We start from the raw sequence: 17,539 nt of genomic DNA, 5'->3' as shown, positions 1-17,539 counted from the left end.
GAGACACTATGGACGAACAAATTAAATCAAACTTAGCGCTTGAGATAGCGCAATTAAGCTTGGATAAAGCGACGTTAACAGCGCAACTAGCGCAACAACAGCAAGTCAATCAAGAGCTTGCTCAGAAAGCCGCAGAGTTGGAAGCTCTGCTTGACCAACAAACACAACCAAAAAACGAGGAGGTAACAGAATGAGAGCGTGGAACGTCGTAGGGAAATACCCGGTCTATGACGACGAAGGTAAAGTGTCGCATACGGACATTACGATTGCGTCAACGACTGGCTCATATGCTACATACACAGAGCGCACGATTGGTGACCAACGGGATAAATCAGAGCAAGAGCTTGTCGAGTTGGCTCGTGAGGCGCACTTTAAAAGCGAGTATGCAGAGCGTGCTATGGCTGAATCAGTCGTTAAAATTGATGAGATTGAGTTAAATATCAAAGAAGGCCAGAAGCTACGTCAAGCAATGCAGGAGCAACTTGAGTTTACCGCTGCTAAATTAGCACAAATTGATGATGCCATTGAGCGCTCGGAGACTCAATTTACAAAAGTCGAAGAGCTTATCAAGGTCACAACAGGCACTATTAACGAACTCATCGTTGGTATGATGGGGGATGTCGAAGATGAAGAAACTATTGAATAAAATTAAAAATTTTTATATTGGAGGAACAACAATGATGATTAATTATTTTGCAATGCAAGTAGAGCTTGGATGGATTACACTTGAGCAAGTACCTAAAAAATTCCGCGAGAAAGTGCGTGCGCTCGTAGAAGTATCAAGCGTAGGAACTGAAACGACTGACAAAGAGGAGTAGCCTATGCCGTTTGACGAAGCAAGAAAAATCGCTGAAAGTCAATTCACTTGGGAAATCCTTTTTATTATCCTCTTTGTAGTCGCCGCTGGGTATCTTGTCCGAACGTCTGACAAGCGAGAAAAGAAGCTGATGGATTTCCACGAGCAATCTAAAGCTGACAGTAATAAGCGAGAAGAACGTTTGATGACACATCTGGAAAAAACAACCGAGGAGCTAAGTACAATTACTCACACGGTAGGTGACATCCAGAAAGAAATGGTACGAATGAACAACCGAATTGATGAATTTGAGAAAGGAGACCAATCATGAAAATTAACTGGAAACTACGCTTTAAGAACAAGGCTACGCTTGCTGCAATTATTGCTACAGTTATCTTGTTAGCTCAACAGATGGGGTTTAAATTGCCTGACAACATCAATGATGTAGCTAACACAGCTCTTACCTTGCTTGTTTTGCTTGGGATTGTTTCAGACCCTACAACAGCAGGGGTATCAGATAGTGAGCAAGCACTAGGCTATCACGAGCCTAAATAGGAGATATAGCATGAGGAAATTAGGAAAAATCATTTTGATAATTACAGGGGTATTATCATTAGTGCCTCTTTCTTTTTTGCTCCTCATGCTTTCCCCTTTTATTGAATTATTCCTAAAGGAGGAAGACAATGACAGTAAATATTGAGGCAGCTATTGCCTGGATGTCAGCACGAGCTGGCAAAGTGACCTACTCAATGGACTACCGCAACGGTCCAGGGTCTTATGACTGCTCTAGCTCTGTTTACTATGCTCTGATGTCAACAGGGGCTATCTCTGCTGGTTGGGCAGTCAATACTGAGTATGAGCACGACTGGCTGATCAAAAATGGTTATGAATTAATTGCTGAAAATACTGCTTGGGATGCAAAACGTGGTGATGTCTTTATATGGGGGCGCCGTGGCCAGTCTAGCGGTGCTGGTGGCCATACTGGTATCTTTATTGATCCTGATAACATTATTCACTGCAATTATGCTAACAACGGCATTACAATAAATGACTATAACCAAACGGCAGCCGCAAGCGGTTGGATGTATTGGTATGCTTATAGGTTAAAAAGCGGAGCTTCTACCCAAGGAAAAAACCTTGATACTTTGGTTAAAGAAACCTTGGCAGGTAAATACGGCAATGGAGAGGCACGCAAGGCAGCTCTTGGTAATCAATATGAGGCTGTCATGGCAGTCATCAATGGCAAAGCTACGGCATCTAAAAAGACTGTTGACCAACTGGCTCAAGAAGTGATCCAGGGGAAACATGGCAACGGTGAAGACCGTAAAAAATCCCTTGGTCCTGACTATGACGCAGTCCAAAAACGTGTAACTGAAATCCTGAAAGCTAGCACATCAGGAAATACCCCTAAAACACCCTCAGACGCTCCAAAAAGTGAGGTGGTAAATTCCACCACGGAACCCAAGAAAGCGACAGATACCAAAATCACTAAAGAAGATGGTGACTTGTCCTTTAACGGTGCAATCCTGAAAAAATCTGTCCTTGATGTTATCCTTGCTAAGTGTAAGGAACACAATATCCTACCTAGCTACGCTATTACCGTTCTACACTTTGAGGGGCTTTGGGGTACCTCAGCCGTAGGTAAGGCAGATAACAACTGGGGAGGCATGACATGGACTGGCAAAAGAGAGCGTCCAAGTGGTGTGACTGTCACCCAAGGAACAGCAAGACCAGCTAATGAGGGTGGACATTATATGCACTATGCCTCTGTAGATGACTTTCTTACAGATTGGTTCTACCTGCTACGCTCAGGAGGTAGCTACAAGGTTTCAGGAGCCAAAACCTTTAGCGAGGCTATCAAAGGCATGTTTAAGACAGGCGGTGCAGTCTATGACTACGCTGCTACAGGCTATGATAATTACCTGGTAGGTATGTCAAGCCGTCTGAAAGCCATTGAGGCTGAAAATGGATCACTAGCCAAGTATGATACTGCTACCGTCACAGATGTCGGTAGCACAGACAAGATTGAGGTCAACATTGAGGGGATTGAAATTTCTATCAATGGAGTTACCTACACACTTTCAAAAAAACCAGTTTAAGATAAGACACAGAAAGCCCTTAGGTGTAACAACCTAGGGGCTTTTTTGCATTTTTTGTGACTTTTTACGAATATCTAGGTAAGGAGGAAATAAAATGACAAAAATCAAACGTATCAAACTTGACCGCATTGAGTACTCTAGCTATGGCGTAGAGCACTGGTGCAGAGTCTACATCAAGTACAGAGGGCAGTTTTACAAGCTATGGCAGTTAGTCCTGGCAGATGAGGAACTAGATAACTACCAGCTATCCTGTGAGTTGCTAAAGCGTAGCAAGGAGATTGAGGCTCATGTAAGGTCTGTGTCAGAAACTAGGAATTTTAGTATCCTTAATTGAAAGCCTTATTAGCCTTTTTATTATCAGTTTTTTAGCCATCTCTCTTTCGGGTTCTGTGCAAGGCATTTTTCAAGATGTGGAAGAAAAGCTTTTCTTCCTCTCTTTTGAAAATATCTATCGTGATAGTCAACAGTTAGCTGCGGCGCAAAAAAGTGACTTGCAGTTGACTGTTACCTCACAAGAGATTAGTAATGGTATAACCAAACTCTCTCTGCCTAAAAGCGTCAGCCTTTTAGAAGAAAAAATTCTAGAGTTTGATACCAAAGGCGGCAATAATAGCTTAGCCAAGATAAATTTTGTAACTGAGGATGAGACAATCACCTATCAGTTGTATCTAGGGAGTGGTAAATATCAAAAATCAACAACTTAAAGCCTATATTTTACTTGAAAGTTTGATTGCTTTGGGAGTGCTTGTTACCATTGTGGCTTTGGTTCTCAATCAGATTAACCGCAATCATGAGCACCTCGTTAAGAGACTTCATGAGCAAGAGGTTTTTAATGGTAGCGACAATGGCGGTGCAGGCCAAACAGTCTCATTTAACCCTTAATGGGGTATCTGTAGACGTGACAAGAACAGAGGCAGGGATTTTGGTGACAGAAAATGGAAAAGAGGTTATTTGTCTTGAGAAACATTAAGTTACCTGCTTTTACGCTCCTAGAATGCTTGGTTTCCTTATTAGTCATTATTGGGTCTGTGCAAGTTTATCAAGGCTTGACGCAGGTGTTGTCTAGTCAGGTGCATTATTTGTCAGATAATCGACAAGAAGATTGGTTGCTCTTTTGCCAGCAATTACAGGCAGAATTTGAAGGGACAAAACTTATCAAACTTGAAAACAACAAACTCTACCTATTTAAAGGAGGGCAAAAATTAGCATTCGGGCTATCTCAAAAAGGGGATTTCAGGAAAACCAATGCAGATGGTCGAGGGTATCAGCCCATGATTTTTGGCATTGAAAGCTCTGCTATGTCCCAAAATGGTAATCTGGTAACGATTGATATGACATTCACAGATGGCTTAGAGAGGAGTTTTGTCTATGCTTTTGAAAAAGAAAGTTAGGGCAGGGGTACTCCTCTACGCCCTGTTAATGTCAGCTATCTTTGCTCTACTTTTGCAGTTTTATCTTGGCCGAGTGCAGGCAGCAGAACGCCAGAATCATGTTCAACTATCGGCTGCCAAAGCCTACCTCATCGCTCAATTGACCGTGGATGATGCTGATGAGAAAAGCGGTGCATTAACCTTTAATCAAGGACGTAGTACCTGGAAGCGTAGAGGAGAAAAACTGACCATCTCTGTGACACTACCAGACGGCTACGTTTACCAATACGATTTTGTAAAAACAGAAGATGAGAGAAGGAGAAAATCTGAAGAGAGTGCCACAAAAGATATCTCAATAGAAGAAAGTAGCGCTTCAGAACATAAATCCGAGTGACCAGCAGAAAAAGCTGATACCGTGGAGAAATAAAGCGAGAGATTTTGTCAATCTCTGGCTTTTTTGGTATCATAGAACCATGAATTTTGAAAAGATTGAAACAGCCTATGAGCTGATTTTAGAAAACATCCAACTGATTGAGAATGACCTTAGAACCAATATCTATGACGCTTTGATTGAGCAAAATAGTTTTTATCTTGGTGCTGAAGGGGCAACTGAGACGGTTGCTCAAAATAATGAGACGTTAAAAGCACTTGACCTCACACAGGAAGAATGGCGCCGTGCCTTCCAATTTATCTTTATCAAGGCTGGGCAAACTGAAGTGTTGCAGGCAAATCATCAATTTACACCAGACAGCATCGGTTTTATCCTACTCTTTTTAATGGAGACCCTGACAGATAAGGAACAACTTGATGTCATTGAGATTGGTTCGGGAACGGGTAACCTTGCCCATACGTTAGTGACTAATAGCCGTAAACACCTAGATTATATGGGGATTGAACTGGATGATTTACTGATTGACCTTTCTGCCTCAATTGCAGATGTCATGGGGTCTAGCGTCAGCTTTGTCCAAGAAGATGCCGTTCGCCCTCAAATTCTAAAAGAGAGTGATGTCATCATCAGTGACCTCCCTGTTGGCTATTATCCCAATGATGAGATTGCGCGCCGCTATACAGTAGCTGCCACGGATGAGCACACCTACGCCCACCACCTGCTGATGGAACAGTCGCTTAAGTATCTAAAAGCCGACGGCTTAGCATTGTTTTTAGCTCCAACTGACCTTCTAACCAGTCCTCAGTCTCCTCTTTTGAAAAAATGGCTGAGCGGCTATGCTAGTGTCCTTGCTGTTATCACATTACCTGAGACCCTCTTTGGACGAAAAGATAAGTCTAAAGCTATCTTTATTTTGCAAAAGCAGAGCAGTCAACCGAGAGAAACTTTCGTCTATCCTATAACAGATTTACAAAATCAAGATGTTATAGTAGAGTTTATGACCAAATTCAAAAAATGGTCGGAGTGACTATGTGAAATTTGAACAAGAATGTGATAGAATAAAAGCAAATTTAGTAAAGAGGTAAATCATGTCTAAAACAATTGCAATCAATGCAGGAAGTTCCAGCCTAAAATGGCAACTTTATAACATGCCAGAAGAGGAAGTCTTGGCATCAGGACTAATTGAACGTATTGGATTAAAGGATTCAGTTTCAACAGTTAAATTTGCTGGTAACAAAGAAAGTGAAACACTTGATATTCACGATCATCACCAAGCTGTAAAAATCCTTCTAGATGATCTTATCCGCTTTGAAATCATTGCTAACTATGATGAAATCACTGGTGTTGGTCACCGTGTTGTTGCTGGTGGTGAGATTTTTAAAGAATCAACAATCATTGGTGAAAAAGAAATCTTAGAGATTGAAGCACTGAGTGCACTTGCGCCTCTTCACAACCCAGCTCACGTTGCAGCGATTCGTGCTTTTGAAGAAGTCTTGCCAGAAGTGCTTAACGTTGCTGTTTTTGACACGGCTTTCCACACAACGATGCCAGCAAAAGCTTACCGCTACCCTGTGCCAAAAGCCTACTATACTGAAAATCAAGTGCGTAAATACGGTGCACATGGTACAAGTCACTTCTATGTATCACAAGAAGCGGCTAAGTACCTTGGCAAACCTGTTGAAGAGTTGAAAGTGATTACGGCTCACATCGGAAATGGTGTCTCAATCACGGCTGTTGACGGTGGAAAATCTGTTGATACCTCAATGGGCTTCACGCCACTTGCAGGCCCTATGATGGGAACACGTTCAGGTGATATTGACCCTGCTTTGATCCCTTACTTAGTGGCTGAACGTCCTGAATTGGCAGATGCAGCAGCTGTTGTTAATGCTCTAAACAAAGAATCTGGTTTGCTTGGTATTTCTGGAAAATCAAGTGACATGCGTGACATTATTGCTGGCTACGAAGCAGGTGATGAAGATGCGACGCTTGCCTTTGACATGTACATTGACCGTTTGAAAAAATACATTTCACAATACTTCGGTGTTTTAAATGGTGCAGATGCCCTTGTTTTCACAGCAGGTGTTGGTGAAAATTCTGCCCCAGTTCGTCAAGCAGTTGTTGAAGGATTGACATGGTTTGGTATGGAACTTGATCCAGAAAAAAATGTCTTTGGAGCAGTTGGTGAGATTTCGACCGTAGACTCTAAAGTCAAAGTTTTGGTTATTCCAACCGATGAAGAACTTGTTATTGCGCGTGATGTTGAACGCTTGAAAGCTAAATAAGCCCTAAATGCTCAGTTGTCAGGACTGGGCATTTTTGATATAATGAAAACAAAAGAAAACGTTTACGAAGAGGTGGATGAATGTCAAAAACAATTGCAATTAACGCAGGAAGTTCAAGCCTTAAATGGCAACTCTACCAGATGCCTGAAGAACAGGTTCTGGCTGCTGGTATTATTGAACGTATCGGTTTAAATGACTCTGTGGTTACGGTGAAGTTTGACGGTAAAAAAGAGACGCAGACGTTGAATATTGCAGATCATATTCAAGCGGTTAAAATCTTACTTGATGACCTGATTCAATTTAATATTATTACGAGTTATGACGAGATTACAGGCGTTGGTCACCGTGTTGTTGCAGGGGGCGAAGAGTTCAAAGAATCTGTTCTTATTGATGAAGAAGCTCTTTTGAAAATCGAAGCATTGTCAGCACTAGCACCGCTTCATAATCCAGCCAATGCAGCAGGTATTCGAGCTTTTAAAGAAATCTTACCAGATATTACTTCTGTGGCAGTATTTGACACGGCTTTCCATACGACCATGCAGCCACACACCTATCTCTATCCAATTCCACAAAAGTATTACACAGACTACAAAGTGCGTAAGTATGGGGCACATGGGACTAGTCACTACTATGTTGCGCATGAAGCTGCAAAATATCTTGGACGACCATTAGAAGAATTAAAACTCATCACAGCTCATATCGGTAATGGTGTTTCTATCACAGCTAACTACCATGGTCAATCTGTTGATACTTCGATGGGCTTCACACCGCTTGCTGGACCAATGATGGGAACACGTTCTGGAGATATTGACCCTGCCATTATCCCTTACTTGGTTGAGCATGACCCAGAGCTTAAAGATGCGGCAGCAGTAGTGAATATGCTCAATAAACAATCAGGTCTTTTAGGTGTCTCTGGCATTTCCAGTGACATGCGTGATATTGAAGCAGGTCTTCAACGTAAGGACAAGGATGCTGTTTTGGCTTATAATGTCTTTGTGGACCGTATCAAGAAATTCATCGGTCAATACCTAGCTGTGTTGAACGGTGCAGATGCCATTGTCTTTACAGCAGGTATGGGAGAGAATGGACCTTTGATGCGTCAAGATGTTATCGAAGGATTGTCTTGGTTTGGCATGCATATTGATCCAGAGAAAAACGAAACTCGTGGTATCTCAGGCGATATTTCAACGCCAGACTCAAAAGTGAAAGTTCTTGTGATTCCTACTGACGAAGAATTAGTGATTGCGCGTGATGTAGAACGTTTGAAATAATGGAAAAGAAAAAGGCTAGCTATGGTTCATTGCTGAACTAGCTAGTCTTTTCTTATGTCAATGAGTTTTAAACTGGATTGATTGTTTTTGAGTATCAATAGTAACCTCTCCACCAATAGTGATGGTAAAAAGTGGTTGGGTGTGTGCGAAATCCAAGTCATACATCACAGGTACCTGTTTCAAGATAGGGTGTTTGTCAAAAATGGCCATTAAAATCTCATGTGTCATCTCAGTTTCTTTAGGGAAACGGCCAAAGATGACCGCTTGAGGATTTGGATAAGCCTGTAAAATGGCTGTGAGGTGACGGAGGATGATGAGGTAGTTATCGTCTTCTGCTTCTTCGAGAAAGAGAACGTATTTTTCAGGTTTGGGAGCATAGTCAGTCCCTGTGAGAAGGTTTAAGGTAGAGATATTGCCACCGATAGCAGTTCCAGAAGCTTTGCCATGGTTATAAACCTTCCATTCAGTTGGGAAAAAGCTGCGCGGTAAACTTGGGTCGTACCAAGCATCGCTAGACCACTCAGGACTTGGAACAAGCTCATAGGCATTTTGAGTAACAGCATTAAGCCACATCTTACTTTGATATTCCTGGCCTTGAATCATTTTAAAGCTTGAATAGCTCGGCCCCATATAAGTTGGCATCCCAGTCTTAGCATAAATCCCATTAAGTAGGGCAGTCGTATCAGAATAACCACAAAAGATTTTAGGATGACGAGCGATGAGGTCATAGTTGAGGTAGGGTAACAGTTCGTTACAATTGAAGCCACCAATGGTGGTCATAACAGCATCAACAGATTGATCAGCAAAGGCTGCTTCCAAATCAGCCACGCGACTTTCAATTGATGATGAAAAGAAGATATCATTTTCAAAATAATGTTCTGAGAATGAGAGATTAAATCCCAGTTCTTCTAGTTTTTCTTTGGCGGCTAAATTAGCCTCAAAGCCACCTAAACGCTCAATAGAAGACGATGGGCTAACGATGCGGATATGATTTCCTTTGACTAATGGTTTCATAGCAACCTCCAAAAAGTTTTTAGATTATTGTAACAGAATTATTCTAGATTACAATAGAAAAATGAAGGTATTAAGAGAGTTGTTTTCTCTTTGCCACCAGTAACCCAAAGGAAAAACAATAAGACCATGCCCAAAGGCGTTGATTTGTCGGGGAGATATTTACGGATCCCTTGATTTTGCTGTTTTTTGATATAAACCTTTTTAAAAATTGGCCTATGAAAATTGTCCGCTCAAAATTATTTTTAAAGTTAACCTAATTTAACCCAACAGAAAATCAAAAAGCCCGATTTTACGGGCTTTTCTTTGGGTTAAATCCTGTTAAATCAGGTACTGAAAGGCGGTAGACGGATTTGAACCGACGATCAAGCTTTTGCAGAGCCGTGCCTTACCACTTGGCTATACCGCCATAACAAAGAATATTCTACCCTAAAATCGCTTTCTCGTCAAGAGGGAAAATTGGTTAAAAATCCTTAATTCCTTTTCGATGAGCCATTTTATCAAGTAAAAAGATTAGAAAAATACCAAAAGTATAGGCGATAAGGTCACTAATTAAAAATCCTTGCCCCAAGAAAAGATGTCCTAGAGTAGTGGCACGAATAGTATCTAGCGGAGCCCAGCTCACAAGTTGTGAGAATTCCACTATAAAAGAGATCCCAAGAGAGATAAGGGCGGTAGCCTCTGGCTTTATTTTTATGAAAAAAAGGCGAAAACCAAGGTAGACAGCCACAGCCCAAAGAGAGTCGCCAATCCAAAGAGGAAGGCTGCTGATTTTACGGCAGAGCAGTCCCAAGAAAATAATCGCTACGAGAGCTATGAGGTAGAAAAAACGAGTTTTAAAAGTTGTCATAAGATTATCTTAACGAAGTTTTGAGAAAAAGACAATTTTAAACTGGAAAAAGTTGTGAGAAATTACGCTAAATTACTGGAGAAATTAGCGAGTCTTGGCTTGCATTTTAAAGATACTTTTGCTAAAATATAATGGTTGTCTAACAACAAATACTCATCTTAGACCAATTGTGGTCTTGTTGCCGAAAGGTTGGGCTGCAAGTCGAAGTCTGAGAGAGGAAAAAACATTATAAAAGGAGAAACTACTCATGGCAGTAATTTCAATGAAACAATTGCTCGAAGCTGGTGTTCACTTTGGTCACCAAACTCGTCGCTGGAACCCTAAGATGGCTAAATACATCTTCACAGAGCGTAACGGAATCCACGTTATTGACTTGCAACAAACTGTAAAATTGGCTGATCAAGCTTACGATTTCATTCGTGATGCAGCAGCAAACGATGCAGTTGTTCTTTTCGTAGGTACTAAAAAGCAAGCTGCTGAAGCAGTTGCTGAAGAAGCTGCACGTTCAGGTCAATACTTCATCAACCACCGTTGGTTGGGTGGAACTCTTACTAACTGGGGAACAATCCAAAAACGTATTGCTCGTTTGAAAGAAATCAAACGTATGGAAGAAGAAGGTGTCTTCGAAGTTCTTCCTAAGAAAGAAGTTGCACTTCTTAACAAACAACGTGCACGTCTTGAAAAATTCTTGGGCGGTATCGAAGATATGCCACGTATCCCAGACGTAATGTACGTTGTTGACCCACATAAAGAGCAAATCGCTGTTAAAGAAGCTAAAAAACTTGGTATCCCTGTAGTAGCGATGGTTGATACTAACGCTGATCCAGATGATATCGATGTTATCATCCCAGCTAACGATGACGCTATCCGCGCTGTTAAATTGATCACTGCGAAAATGGCTGACGCTATTATTGAAGGTCGTCAAGGTGAAGATGCAGAAGTATCATTCGAAGAAGAAGTAGCATCAACTGAATCAATCGAAGAATTGGTAGAAGTTGTAGAAGGTAAATAAGTAACAAAGGACTTTCGTCCATGAACAATTTAGCTAGTATGCTGAATTGTAAAACTTGAACCAACCCAAGAGGGCAGAGCGTTCCTGCTCTGCCCTCTGTTTTATTAAACATGTTAAGGGCAACTTTGTCGCCCAAGAGCTGACGTTTGAATATGGAAGCGTCAGCAGGTCGGGCAATTGCTGCTCTGTGGTCAAAGTAAGATTAGCTTGGCTAGCCTTGCAGGCAAATCTGGAGACTTTAAGAGCTAGATTTAGCCATGAAACCGCAGATTTGCTGGCATGCCGGACCATTAACAGCAAATTGCAAAAAATAAAATTTATAGGAGAAAAACCATGGCAGAAATTACTGCAAAACTCGTTAAAGAATTGCGTGAAAAATCAGGTGCCGGCGTTATGGACGCTAAAAAAGCACTTGTAGAAACTGACGGTGACATCGAAAAAGCAATTGAGTTGCTCCGTGAAAAAGGTATGGCAAAAGCAGCTAAAAAAGCTGACCGTGTTGCCGCTGAAGGTTTGACTGGTGTTTATGTTAACGGTAACGTTGCAGCGGTTATCGAAGTTAACGCTGAAACTGACTTCGTTGCGAAAAACGCTCAATTCGTTGAATTGGTAAACGAAACAGCTAAAGTTATCGCAGAAGGTAAACCAGCTAACAACGAAGAAGCACTTGCTTTGACAACTGCAACTGGTGAAACACTTGAAGCAGCTTACATCAATGCAACTGCAACAATCGGTGAGAAAATCTCATTCCGTCGTTTCGCTCTTCTTGAAAAAACTGACGAGCAAGCATTCGGTGCTTACCAACATAACGGTGGACGTATCGGTGTTATCTCAGTTATCGAAGGTGGCGACGAAGCGCTTGCTAAACAAGTATCAATGCACATCGCTGCAATGAAACCAACTGTATTGTCATACACCGAACTTGACGAGCAATTCGTTAAAGATGAGTTGGCACAATTGAACCACAAAATTGAGCAAGACAATGAATCACGTGCTATGGTTGACAAACCAGCACTTCCACTCTTGCAATACGGTTCAAAAGCTCAATTGACTGACGAAGTGATTGCAGCTGCAGAAGAAGCAATCAAAGCTGAACTTGCTGCTGAAGGCAAACCAGAAAAAATCTGGGACAAAATCATCCCAGGTAAAATGGACCGTTTCATGCTTGACAACACTCAAGTTGACCAAGCTTACACACTTCTTGCTCAAGTTTACATCATGGACGACAGCAAAACAGTTGAAGCGTACCTTGACAGCGTCAACGCAAAAGCAGTTGCATTTGCACGTTTTGAAGTTGGTGAAGGTATCGAAAAAGCTTCAAATGACTTTGAAGCGGAAGTTGCAGCTACAATGGCAGCAGCTCTTGGAAACTAATTTCATTAGAGTTTACAAATTGAAAAAAGCAGGGGAACCTGCTTTTTTCATTGTGATTGATGAGTGTTATCAAGTTGTGCTCGCTTGACATAGGTTAAATAGCTACTAGAGCACAGGTAGTAGCTTAATGGTGTTATGAAAGAAAACGTTTGGTTAAAAATTTCCTTGTTGTCTGTATCACTCTTTATCATGTCTCATTTGGCCATAGCGCCAGCAATTCCCAAGCTCTATGCTTTTTATCAGGCTAAGGGGGCTGGGGTTAGCTTGGCGTCTGTGGAAACATTGGTGACCATCCCTGCTATGATGATTATGGTAACCGTTGTTTTGGGAAATGTTATTGTTGCCAAAATTGGTAAAAAGAAAACAGTTGAAATAGGATTGGTTCTCATTTTTTTATCGGGGCTTTTATCGTTTCTAGCAAGCGATTTTAACATAGCCTTACTTGGTCGTTTGCTTCTAGGTGTAGGAATAGGACTTTATAATCCTTTATCAATTACCATGATTAGTGATTATTTCCAAGGGAGCCAGCGAGCTTGTCTCATAGGGCTACGGACAGCTACGATGAACGTCGGAAAGACTCTGACTACCTTCATCGTAGGTTATGCCATGCTAATGGGAGCGTCCTATATTTATTTAGTCTATTTTCTTGTGATTCCCGTCTTTCTCCTGTTTCATCATTTTGTGGAAGAAGTGCCGCTTACAGAGCAACAATTGTCTAAACTTGTCGTCTTTGATAGGCGTGTTATCCTGTGGATGTTGATTACCTTCTTCATCGGAGTGGCTTACATTGGCGCAACCATCAAAATTCCAACCTTATTGGTGACGCATTATGGTTACGATGAGCTAGTTTCAAGCCATATTTTGACGCTTTTAGCCTTTAGTGGGATTTTAGCGGGACTCTCCTTTGGTTTTTTAGCGAAAAAAATGGCAGAGCAGACCTTGAGTTTTATGCTTGTTATGATGTTAGTAGGTAATCTCTTCTTTACTGTTAGCAATCATATGATTTTCTTCTATGTCGGTGCAGTTCTGATTGGTTTTAGTTTTGTCGGTGGTATGTCAGCTATCTTTGACGCCATCGCTAAAAGTTACCCAGCAGAGAAAATCAATTTCGTGACCAGTATGGCAATTACAGCTGGAAATGTCGGTGTCATCCTGACCCCTGTTTTGTTAACGAAAATGGTGTCCGCCCTTTCTCTTGAAAGCTATATTACCCCATTTTACATTACCTCAGCGATGATGGTGATTGGTTTATTGTGCTATAAACTGTTAAGAGGAAACAAGAGATAAAATGATAGGAGCAAGATGTTCCGTGTCGGTATAATACCTTGGATTGAGGCTGAGTAAAAAGTCTTAAAAATAGTAAATGGCTTAGAGTAACGTCGTCAAAAAACGTTGATTCTAAGCTATTTTATTTTGTTCAAATTTCAACAGCAAGGCTGAAATTTAAGTTTTTATCCAGCTTTTTTTATAACAAAAAAATGGAAAGGTTTGCCTTTCCATGTGGATTGTCAGTAATGAGATATTTTCTGCTTTGCTATGTTCCAAAAAATCTTAATGGCTGAAGGTGTTTAGTCCAAAGATAAGAGATAGGCTGCCCATGATGAGGCCAGCCAAGATAACGCCTAGCATGACAGCAAAAACGCTGCGCTTGAAATCCCAGTCAAGGATAGAGGCAGCAAGGGTTCCTGTCCATGCTCCAGTTCCTGGAAGTGGGATACCTACAAATAGAAGGAGCGCCCAAAAAATCCCTTTACTACCAGCAACTTTTGATAGTTTTTCGCCACCGCTGTGCCCTTTTTTAAGACACCAAGTAAAAAAGTTACCAATGTAAGGTTTATCAGTTCCCCATTCTAAGACTTTACGAGCAAAGAAGAAGATAATAGGGACAGGTATCATATTACCAATAACTGAAATCGCCAATGCCTGAGTGAAGGGAATGCCAGAAGCAATACCAAATGGAACAGCTCCTCGGAGTTCAATGAGAGGAATCATTGAAATAAGAAACGTCAATAGATAATTCATAAAAATAGGAATAACCTTTCTGAGTAATACCTACCTATTGTAACTTATCAGAGGATTGTGAGCAAGTATTTAGTCGTGGGGAGACAGTTGAAAGTAGCTTAAATAAAGTTTCTACTCGTCAAACTCTGACGTTGTTACTCAGCTTGATAAACTGAGTTCTATCTGTGATTTCGTTGTCTAATAGTTTTTGATTGCTATAAAGTATTTAATGGTGAAGCTATAATTGTGTGTAATGCAAATCAAAATGCTTGTCTAGTGTCAGTAGTGGTTATTCAAAAAATGATGAGTGCAGTGAGTTTAAACTATTTTTTATCTAGGAGAGAGTATTGGAAGTTACAAATTGTCTTTCCGTCACTCATCTTCTCTGTTGCTTCATCACCTCTGCCACCATCTTCTTCTGTGGGGTTGCCATGGGATAGTTATCGAAATTGTCTGGTGATACCCATTGTAATTCTTTTTGGCTAGTTAGCTCTGCTTTTTCCACAAAGCCTTCTAAAAGTTCTATCGTCCATTTTTGGTGGCTAAAGGTATGTTTGATGGGGCTGAAAGTCCTCTCTGACCAAATTGGCTTGAGTTGATAGTCCTCTTCAAATAATGTCTTTTGAGATACGGTCTCTAAAACGTCGTTTTCTTTTTCAAAGAGATTTAATTGCTGAGCGATAAAGTTAGTCTCCATAATGGGGAAAGACCAAAAGCTACCTAGTAAGCGACCGTCATTATTTTTTTCAAGCAAGAATTCTCCCTTTTTATTTTGGATGACGAATGCCTGAATTTGCAGAGGTTTGGGCTTTTTCTTTGGAGCCTTGATAGGGTATTTGTCGTAAGTGCCATGTAAATAAGCTGCGCAGAAAAATCGAATAGGGCTTTCATCAGGTCTTGGCGTTTTAGCTGATTCAATATCTGTTCCCAGGTCCATCAAAGCCTGGTTGAAATCCCCTGGTCGGTCAGGATCAATCAATATTTCCATGACAGCTTGAAAAATTTTACGATTTTTGGGGTCGCCAATATCGTAATTGATTTCAAATAAGCGTGCCATGACTCGCATCACATTACCATCTACAGCTGGCTCAGGTAGGCCAAAGGCAATGCTGGCAATGGCGCCAGCAGTATAAGGACCAATCCCTTTTAAGCTAGAAATTCCTTCATAGGTTTCCGGAAATTTACCATTAAAATCTGTCATGATTTGCTGAGCGGCAGCCTGCATGTTACGAACGCGCGAATAATAGCCCAAGCCCTCCCAAGCCTTAAGCAGTTTTTCTTCTGGAGCGTCAGCTAATGCTTTTACAGTGGGAAACCAGTCCAAAAACCTCTCATAGTAAGGAATAACAGTTACCACTTGTGTCTGCTGGAGCATAATCTCAGAAATCCAAATCTTATAAGGGTCAAAGGTGCGACGCCAAGGCAAATCACGCTTTTCACGGTCATACCAAGCCAGCAAGGTACGACGGAAATCAGCAATTTTCTCCTCGTTCCACATCTCAATTCCATAATCAGTCAAATTTATCATAGGTTTATTGTACCAAAGCTTTTTTCTTTTGGGAAATAGCAGAGCTTTAAAAGAAAGTGTTTTTATTTTCTTTCTGAAAAGTTTTTGAAACTTTTTTAGGTTAAGAGTTAGCCCGTAAAAAAGATTATAGTTCGTCCGATTGGAACGATTTTCAGATAAATCAGCGCCAGCTATTTTTTTCAGAAAAAATGTTCGACAAACACGAACAACAGCTAAAAGTTGACAAAAGAAAGCGCTTACGGTATACTTAAACCATAAAGAAAGAAGAGAAGAAAGGAGGTCACTCTAATACTAATCTTCAATCGCAACAGGTATAAAAATGGAGACTAAAGGTCTTCAAACAATCGTTTTTCAATTATAGGAGGTGGCGCTATGTTAACCTTTGACATTGGACGCTATAAGAACGGAGACAAGCCTCGATAGACAGTAGGCAAGAAAACTTTACAATCTAGATGTCAGAGAGGTGATCTTATGGCATTTAATCTCAATCGGTATAAAAACGGAGACACTATCCTTGTTGCATAAAATAGCGACGAGGGAGTGATACCAATGCAACTTTAGATTTATCGTTAATGTAACTCAGTGTGTAAGTTTCTCAAATAGGAGGGTCTTATGTGCGTAGCAAGATATAAAAATGGAGATAATTTCCTTGTTGCATAAAATAGCGACGAGGGAGTGATACCAATGCAAACCTAGATTTATTGTTAATGTAACTTAGTGTGTAAGTTTCTCAAATAGGAGGGTCTTATGTGCGTAGCAAGATATAAAAATGGAGATAATTTCCTTGTTGCATAAAATAGCGACAAGGGAGTGATACCAATGCAAACCTAGATTTATTGTTAAAGTAACTCAGTGTGTAAGTTTCTCAAATAGGAGGGTCTCATGTGCATAGCAAGATATAAAAACGGTGACAATTAAGCTTAAATTATTTTTCGGATAAAGCTCTATAAAGATAAAATGATGATATTTTCTTTAGGGAAATCAAAAGGAGATTAATAGAGAAATATTAACGTATATTGAAAATGATTTGATATATCTTGATTTCCTAAAGAGGTAAGAGACTATCACGGTCTTCCAGGAGTAAATGGCCTGCTATCATCTCTGCCTTGAAACGTAGGGTGGGAGAATGAAGCATCTCAGAAGACTGAAAAGACAAGAATAAGATAATCGTAAATTGGTAGAGACCCTGTAGAGCTTTATAAGTTTGTCTTTAATCTAATCAATTGTATGATCGTTTAGTGATGAGCACTTGAAGCTCGACGAACAAAAACTTGGTAGGAGGTATCCTTATGCTAAGATATAATTGTTCTCGGTACAGAAACGGAGATTGCTAACCTCAGTTGATGATTCTTATAACAAAACAAATACACGAATTTAATAAAGAAAGGGCACCTGTCAGAACGGCAGGTGTTTGTGTGTGCTTATATCAACACGACAAACGCATGAAGAAAATATGGCTTACAGAAAAGACTTTCATGGATGAATTCAAAATCCTTCGCTATAATAAAAGTGGAGGATTTTGTTATGGAAGACCTTTTAAATTTCTTGATTACTGTT

The 17,539-nt window shown here is 40.6% G+C and carries 22 protein-coding genes and 1 tRNA gene; 18 read left to right on the top strand and 5 right to left on the bottom strand.

Going from position 1 to position 17,539, the window contains the following annotated elements; translation table 11 throughout:
- Window positions 1–8 precede the first annotated feature (8 nt).
- The 15 genes from EAF07_RS05875 to EAF07_RS05810 all read left to right on the top strand — a co-directional run bounded on the left by EAF07_RS05875 (window position 9) and on the right by EAF07_RS05810 (window position 8,206).
- Window positions 9–194, top strand: a complete 186-nt coding sequence (locus EAF07_RS05875; protein ID WP_121835605.1) for a hypothetical protein — start codon at window positions 9–11, stop codon at window positions 192–194.
- On the top strand, window positions 191–646 hold the full coding sequence (locus EAF07_RS05870; protein WP_121835603.1) for a DUF1366 domain-containing protein: 456 nt from the start codon (window positions 191–193) through the stop codon (window positions 644–646). The genes EAF07_RS05875 and EAF07_RS05870 overlap by 4 nt, the downstream gene beginning before the upstream one ends.
- A gap of 31 nt (window positions 647–677) precedes the next feature.
- Window positions 678–818: a hypothetical protein gene (locus tag EAF07_RS10615; RefSeq protein ID WP_183121663.1), complete on the top strand. Its 141-nt coding sequence runs from the start codon at window positions 678–680 to the stop codon at window positions 816–818.
- A gap of 3 nt (window positions 819–821) precedes the next feature.
- Entirely contained in the window at window positions 822–1,127 is a 306-nt protein-coding gene (locus tag EAF07_RS05860) for a hypothetical protein (RefSeq protein ID WP_121835599.1), read from the top strand.
- Window positions 1,124–1,351, top strand: a complete 228-nt coding sequence (locus EAF07_RS05855; protein ID WP_121835597.1) for a phage holin — start codon at window positions 1,124–1,126, stop codon at window positions 1,349–1,351. Before EAF07_RS05860 ends, EAF07_RS05855 begins: the two co-directional genes overlap by 4 nt.
- A 128-nt stretch (window positions 1,352–1,479) precedes the next feature.
- Entirely contained in the window at window positions 1,480–2,895 is a 1,416-nt protein-coding gene (locus EAF07_RS05850) for a peptidoglycan amidohydrolase family protein (protein ID WP_121835595.1), read from the top strand.
- 94 nt (window positions 2,896–2,989) lie between these two features.
- Window positions 2,990–3,229: a hypothetical protein gene (locus tag EAF07_RS05845; RefSeq protein ID WP_121835593.1), complete on the top strand. Its 240-nt coding sequence runs from the start codon at window positions 2,990–2,992 to the stop codon at window positions 3,227–3,229.
- On the top strand, window positions 3,192–3,599 hold the full coding sequence (comGD, locus tag EAF07_RS05840; protein ID WP_121835591.1) for a competence type IV pilus minor pilin ComGD: 408 nt from the start codon (window positions 3,192–3,194) through the stop codon (window positions 3,597–3,599). Before EAF07_RS05845 ends, comGD begins: the two co-directional genes overlap by 38 nt.
- Entirely contained in the window at window positions 3,571–3,777 is a 207-nt protein-coding gene (gene comGE, locus EAF07_RS05835; RefSeq protein WP_425452095.1) for a competence system putative prepilin ComGE, read from the top strand. The genes comGD and comGE (EAF07_RS05835) overlap by 29 nt, the downstream gene beginning before the upstream one ends.
- Window positions 3,710–3,865 carry a competence system putative prepilin ComGE gene (gene comGE / locus EAF07_RS10935; RefSeq protein ID WP_425452094.1) on the top strand — a complete coding sequence of 52 codons (156 nt, stop codon included), beginning with the start codon at window positions 3,710–3,712 and terminating at the stop codon, window positions 3,863–3,865. The genes comGE (EAF07_RS05835) and comGE (EAF07_RS10935) overlap by 68 nt, the downstream gene beginning before the upstream one ends.
- Window positions 3,831–4,286, top strand: a complete 456-nt coding sequence (gene comGF, locus EAF07_RS05830) for a competence type IV pilus minor pilin ComGF (protein WP_121835590.1) — start codon at window positions 3,831–3,833, stop codon at window positions 4,284–4,286. The genes comGE (EAF07_RS10935) and comGF overlap by 35 nt, the downstream gene beginning before the upstream one ends.
- Window positions 4,264–4,659 carry a competence type IV pilus minor pilin ComGG gene (comGG, locus tag EAF07_RS05825; RefSeq protein WP_121835588.1) on the top strand — a complete coding sequence of 132 codons (396 nt, stop codon included), beginning with the start codon at window positions 4,264–4,266 and terminating at the stop codon, window positions 4,657–4,659. Before comGF ends, comGG begins: the two co-directional genes overlap by 23 nt.
- A gap of 79 nt (window positions 4,660–4,738) precedes the next feature.
- A complete protein-coding gene (locus tag EAF07_RS05820) occupies window positions 4,739–5,680 on the top strand; it encodes a class I SAM-dependent methyltransferase (protein WP_121835586.1) in 942 nt (313 codons plus the stop codon).
- A 61-nt stretch (window positions 5,681–5,741) separates the two neighbouring features.
- A complete protein-coding gene (locus EAF07_RS05815; protein WP_121835584.1) occupies window positions 5,742–6,935 on the top strand; it encodes an acetate kinase in 1,194 nt (397 codons plus the stop codon).
- Between the two features lie 80 nt (window positions 6,936–7,015).
- On the top strand, window positions 7,016–8,206 hold the full coding sequence (locus tag EAF07_RS05810; protein WP_121835582.1) for an acetate kinase: 1,191 nt from the start codon (window positions 7,016–7,018) through the stop codon (window positions 8,204–8,206).
- Window positions 8,207–8,263: 57 nt separating this feature from the next.
- Here the strand turns inward: EAF07_RS05810 and EAF07_RS05805 are convergent, their stop codons facing one another.
- The 3 genes from EAF07_RS05805 to EAF07_RS05795 form a co-directional block, all read right to left on the bottom strand.
- On the bottom strand, window positions 8,264–9,220 hold the full coding sequence (locus tag EAF07_RS05805) for a S66 family peptidase (RefSeq protein WP_121835580.1): 957 nt from the start codon (window positions 9,218–9,220) through the stop codon (window positions 8,264–8,266).
- Window positions 9,221–9,555: 335 nt separating this feature from the next.
- Window positions 9,556–9,626: transfer RNA gene (locus tag EAF07_RS05800), tRNA-Cys, on the bottom strand.
- Between the two features lie 54 nt (window positions 9,627–9,680).
- Window positions 9,681–10,067, bottom strand: a complete 387-nt coding sequence (locus tag EAF07_RS05795) for a ribosomal maturation YjgA family protein (RefSeq protein WP_121835578.1) — start codon at window positions 10,065–10,067, stop codon at window positions 9,681–9,683.
- 247 nt (window positions 10,068–10,314) lie between these two features.
- On the opposite strand from EAF07_RS05795, the gene rpsB reads away from it, so the two are divergent.
- From rpsB to EAF07_RS05780, 3 genes are all read left to right on the top strand, one after another.
- Complete coding sequence (gene rpsB / locus EAF07_RS05790; RefSeq protein ID WP_121835576.1) at window positions 10,315–11,079, top strand: 30S ribosomal protein S2; 765 nt, start codon at window positions 10,315–10,317, stop codon at window positions 11,077–11,079.
- A 333-nt stretch (window positions 11,080–11,412) separates the two neighbouring features.
- Window positions 11,413–12,453 carry a translation elongation factor Ts gene (gene tsf / locus EAF07_RS05785; protein WP_121835574.1) on the top strand — a complete coding sequence of 347 codons (1,041 nt, stop codon included), beginning with the start codon at window positions 11,413–11,415 and terminating at the stop codon, window positions 12,451–12,453.
- A gap of 135 nt (window positions 12,454–12,588) precedes the next feature.
- Window positions 12,589–13,740: an MFS transporter gene (locus EAF07_RS05780; protein ID WP_121835572.1), complete on the top strand. Its 1,152-nt coding sequence runs from the start codon at window positions 12,589–12,591 to the stop codon at window positions 13,738–13,740.
- Between the two features lie 264 nt (window positions 13,741–14,004).
- On the opposite strand, the gene EAF07_RS05775 is transcribed toward EAF07_RS05780, so the two are convergent.
- A complete protein-coding gene (locus EAF07_RS05775) occupies window positions 14,005–14,475 on the bottom strand; it encodes a COG2426 family protein (protein WP_121835570.1) in 471 nt (156 codons plus the stop codon).
- A 355-nt stretch (window positions 14,476–14,830) separates the two neighbouring features.
- The gene (gene mutY, locus EAF07_RS05770; RefSeq protein ID WP_121835568.1) at window positions 14,831–15,982 is read right to left on the bottom strand and encodes an A/G-specific adenine glycosylase; all 1,152 of its coding nucleotides are present in this window, start codon (window positions 15,980–15,982) and stop codon (window positions 14,831–14,833) included.
- Window positions 15,983–17,539 lie beyond the last annotated feature (1,557 nt).

Origin of the sequence: Streptococcus hillyeri (assembly GCF_003686955.1) — a bacterium.
In the GTDB taxonomy this organism is placed as follows: Bacteria; Bacillota; Bacilli; order Lactobacillales; family Streptococcaceae; genus Streptococcus; species Streptococcus hillyeri.
Note: the sequence above shows the minus strand (reverse complement) of the source record. Positions and strands in the feature narration are given on the sequence as shown.

Bases quoted from the DNA above. Each gene is read 5' to 3' on its own strand.
- EAF07_RS05875 (WP_121835605.1), top strand. From the start codon at position 9: ATGGACGAACAAATTAAATCAAACTTAGCGCTTGAGATAGCGCAATTA.
- EAF07_RS05870 (WP_121835603.1), top strand. From the start codon at position 191: ATGAGAGCGTGGAACGTCGTAGGGAAATACCCGGTCTATGACGACGAA.
- EAF07_RS10615 (WP_183121663.1), top strand. From the start codon at position 678: ATGATGATTAATTATTTTGCAATGCAAGTAGAGCTTGGATGGATTACA.
- EAF07_RS05860 (WP_121835599.1), top strand. From the start codon at position 822: ATGCCGTTTGACGAAGCAAGAAAAATCGCTGAAAGTCAATTCACTTGG.
- EAF07_RS05855 (WP_121835597.1), top strand. From the start codon at position 1,124: ATGAAAATTAACTGGAAACTACGCTTTAAGAACAAGGCTACGCTTGCT.
- EAF07_RS05850 (WP_121835595.1), top strand. From the start codon at position 1,480: ATGACAGTAAATATTGAGGCAGCTATTGCCTGGATGTCAGCACGAGCT.
- EAF07_RS05845 (WP_121835593.1), top strand. From the start codon at position 2,990: ATGACAAAAATCAAACGTATCAAACTTGACCGCATTGAGTACTCTAGC.
- comGE (WP_425452094.1), top strand. From the start codon at position 3,710: ATGAGCAAGAGGTTTTTAATGGTAGCGACAATGGCGGTGCAGGCCAAA.
- comGF (WP_121835590.1), top strand. From the start codon at position 3,831: ATGGAAAAGAGGTTATTTGTCTTGAGAAACATTAAGTTACCTGCTTTT.
- comGG (WP_121835588.1), top strand. From the start codon at position 4,264: ATGCTTTTGAAAAAGAAAGTTAGGGCAGGGGTACTCCTCTACGCCCTG.
- EAF07_RS05820 (WP_121835586.1), top strand. From the start codon at position 4,739: ATGAATTTTGAAAAGATTGAAACAGCCTATGAGCTGATTTTAGAAAAC.
- EAF07_RS05815 (WP_121835584.1), top strand. From the start codon at position 5,742: ATGTCTAAAACAATTGCAATCAATGCAGGAAGTTCCAGCCTAAAATGG.
- EAF07_RS05810 (WP_121835582.1), top strand. From the start codon at position 7,016: ATGTCAAAAACAATTGCAATTAACGCAGGAAGTTCAAGCCTTAAATGG.
- EAF07_RS05805 (WP_121835580.1), bottom strand. From the start codon at position 9,220: ATGAAACCATTAGTCAAAGGAAATCATATCCGCATCGTTAGCCCATCG.
- EAF07_RS05795 (WP_121835578.1), bottom strand. From the start codon at position 10,067: ATGACAACTTTTAAAACTCGTTTTTTCTACCTCATAGCTCTCGTAGCG.
- rpsB (WP_121835576.1), top strand. From the start codon at position 10,315: ATGGCAGTAATTTCAATGAAACAATTGCTCGAAGCTGGTGTTCACTTT.
- tsf (WP_121835574.1), top strand. From the start codon at position 11,413: ATGGCAGAAATTACTGCAAAACTCGTTAAAGAATTGCGTGAAAAATCA.
- EAF07_RS05780 (WP_121835572.1), top strand. From the start codon at position 12,589: ATGAAAGAAAACGTTTGGTTAAAAATTTCCTTGTTGTCTGTATCACTC.
- EAF07_RS05775 (WP_121835570.1), bottom strand. From the start codon at position 14,475: ATGAATTATCTATTGACGTTTCTTATTTCAATGATTCCTCTCATTGAA.
- mutY (WP_121835568.1), bottom strand. From the start codon at position 15,982: ATGATAAATTTGACTGATTATGGAATTGAGATGTGGAACGAGGAGAAA.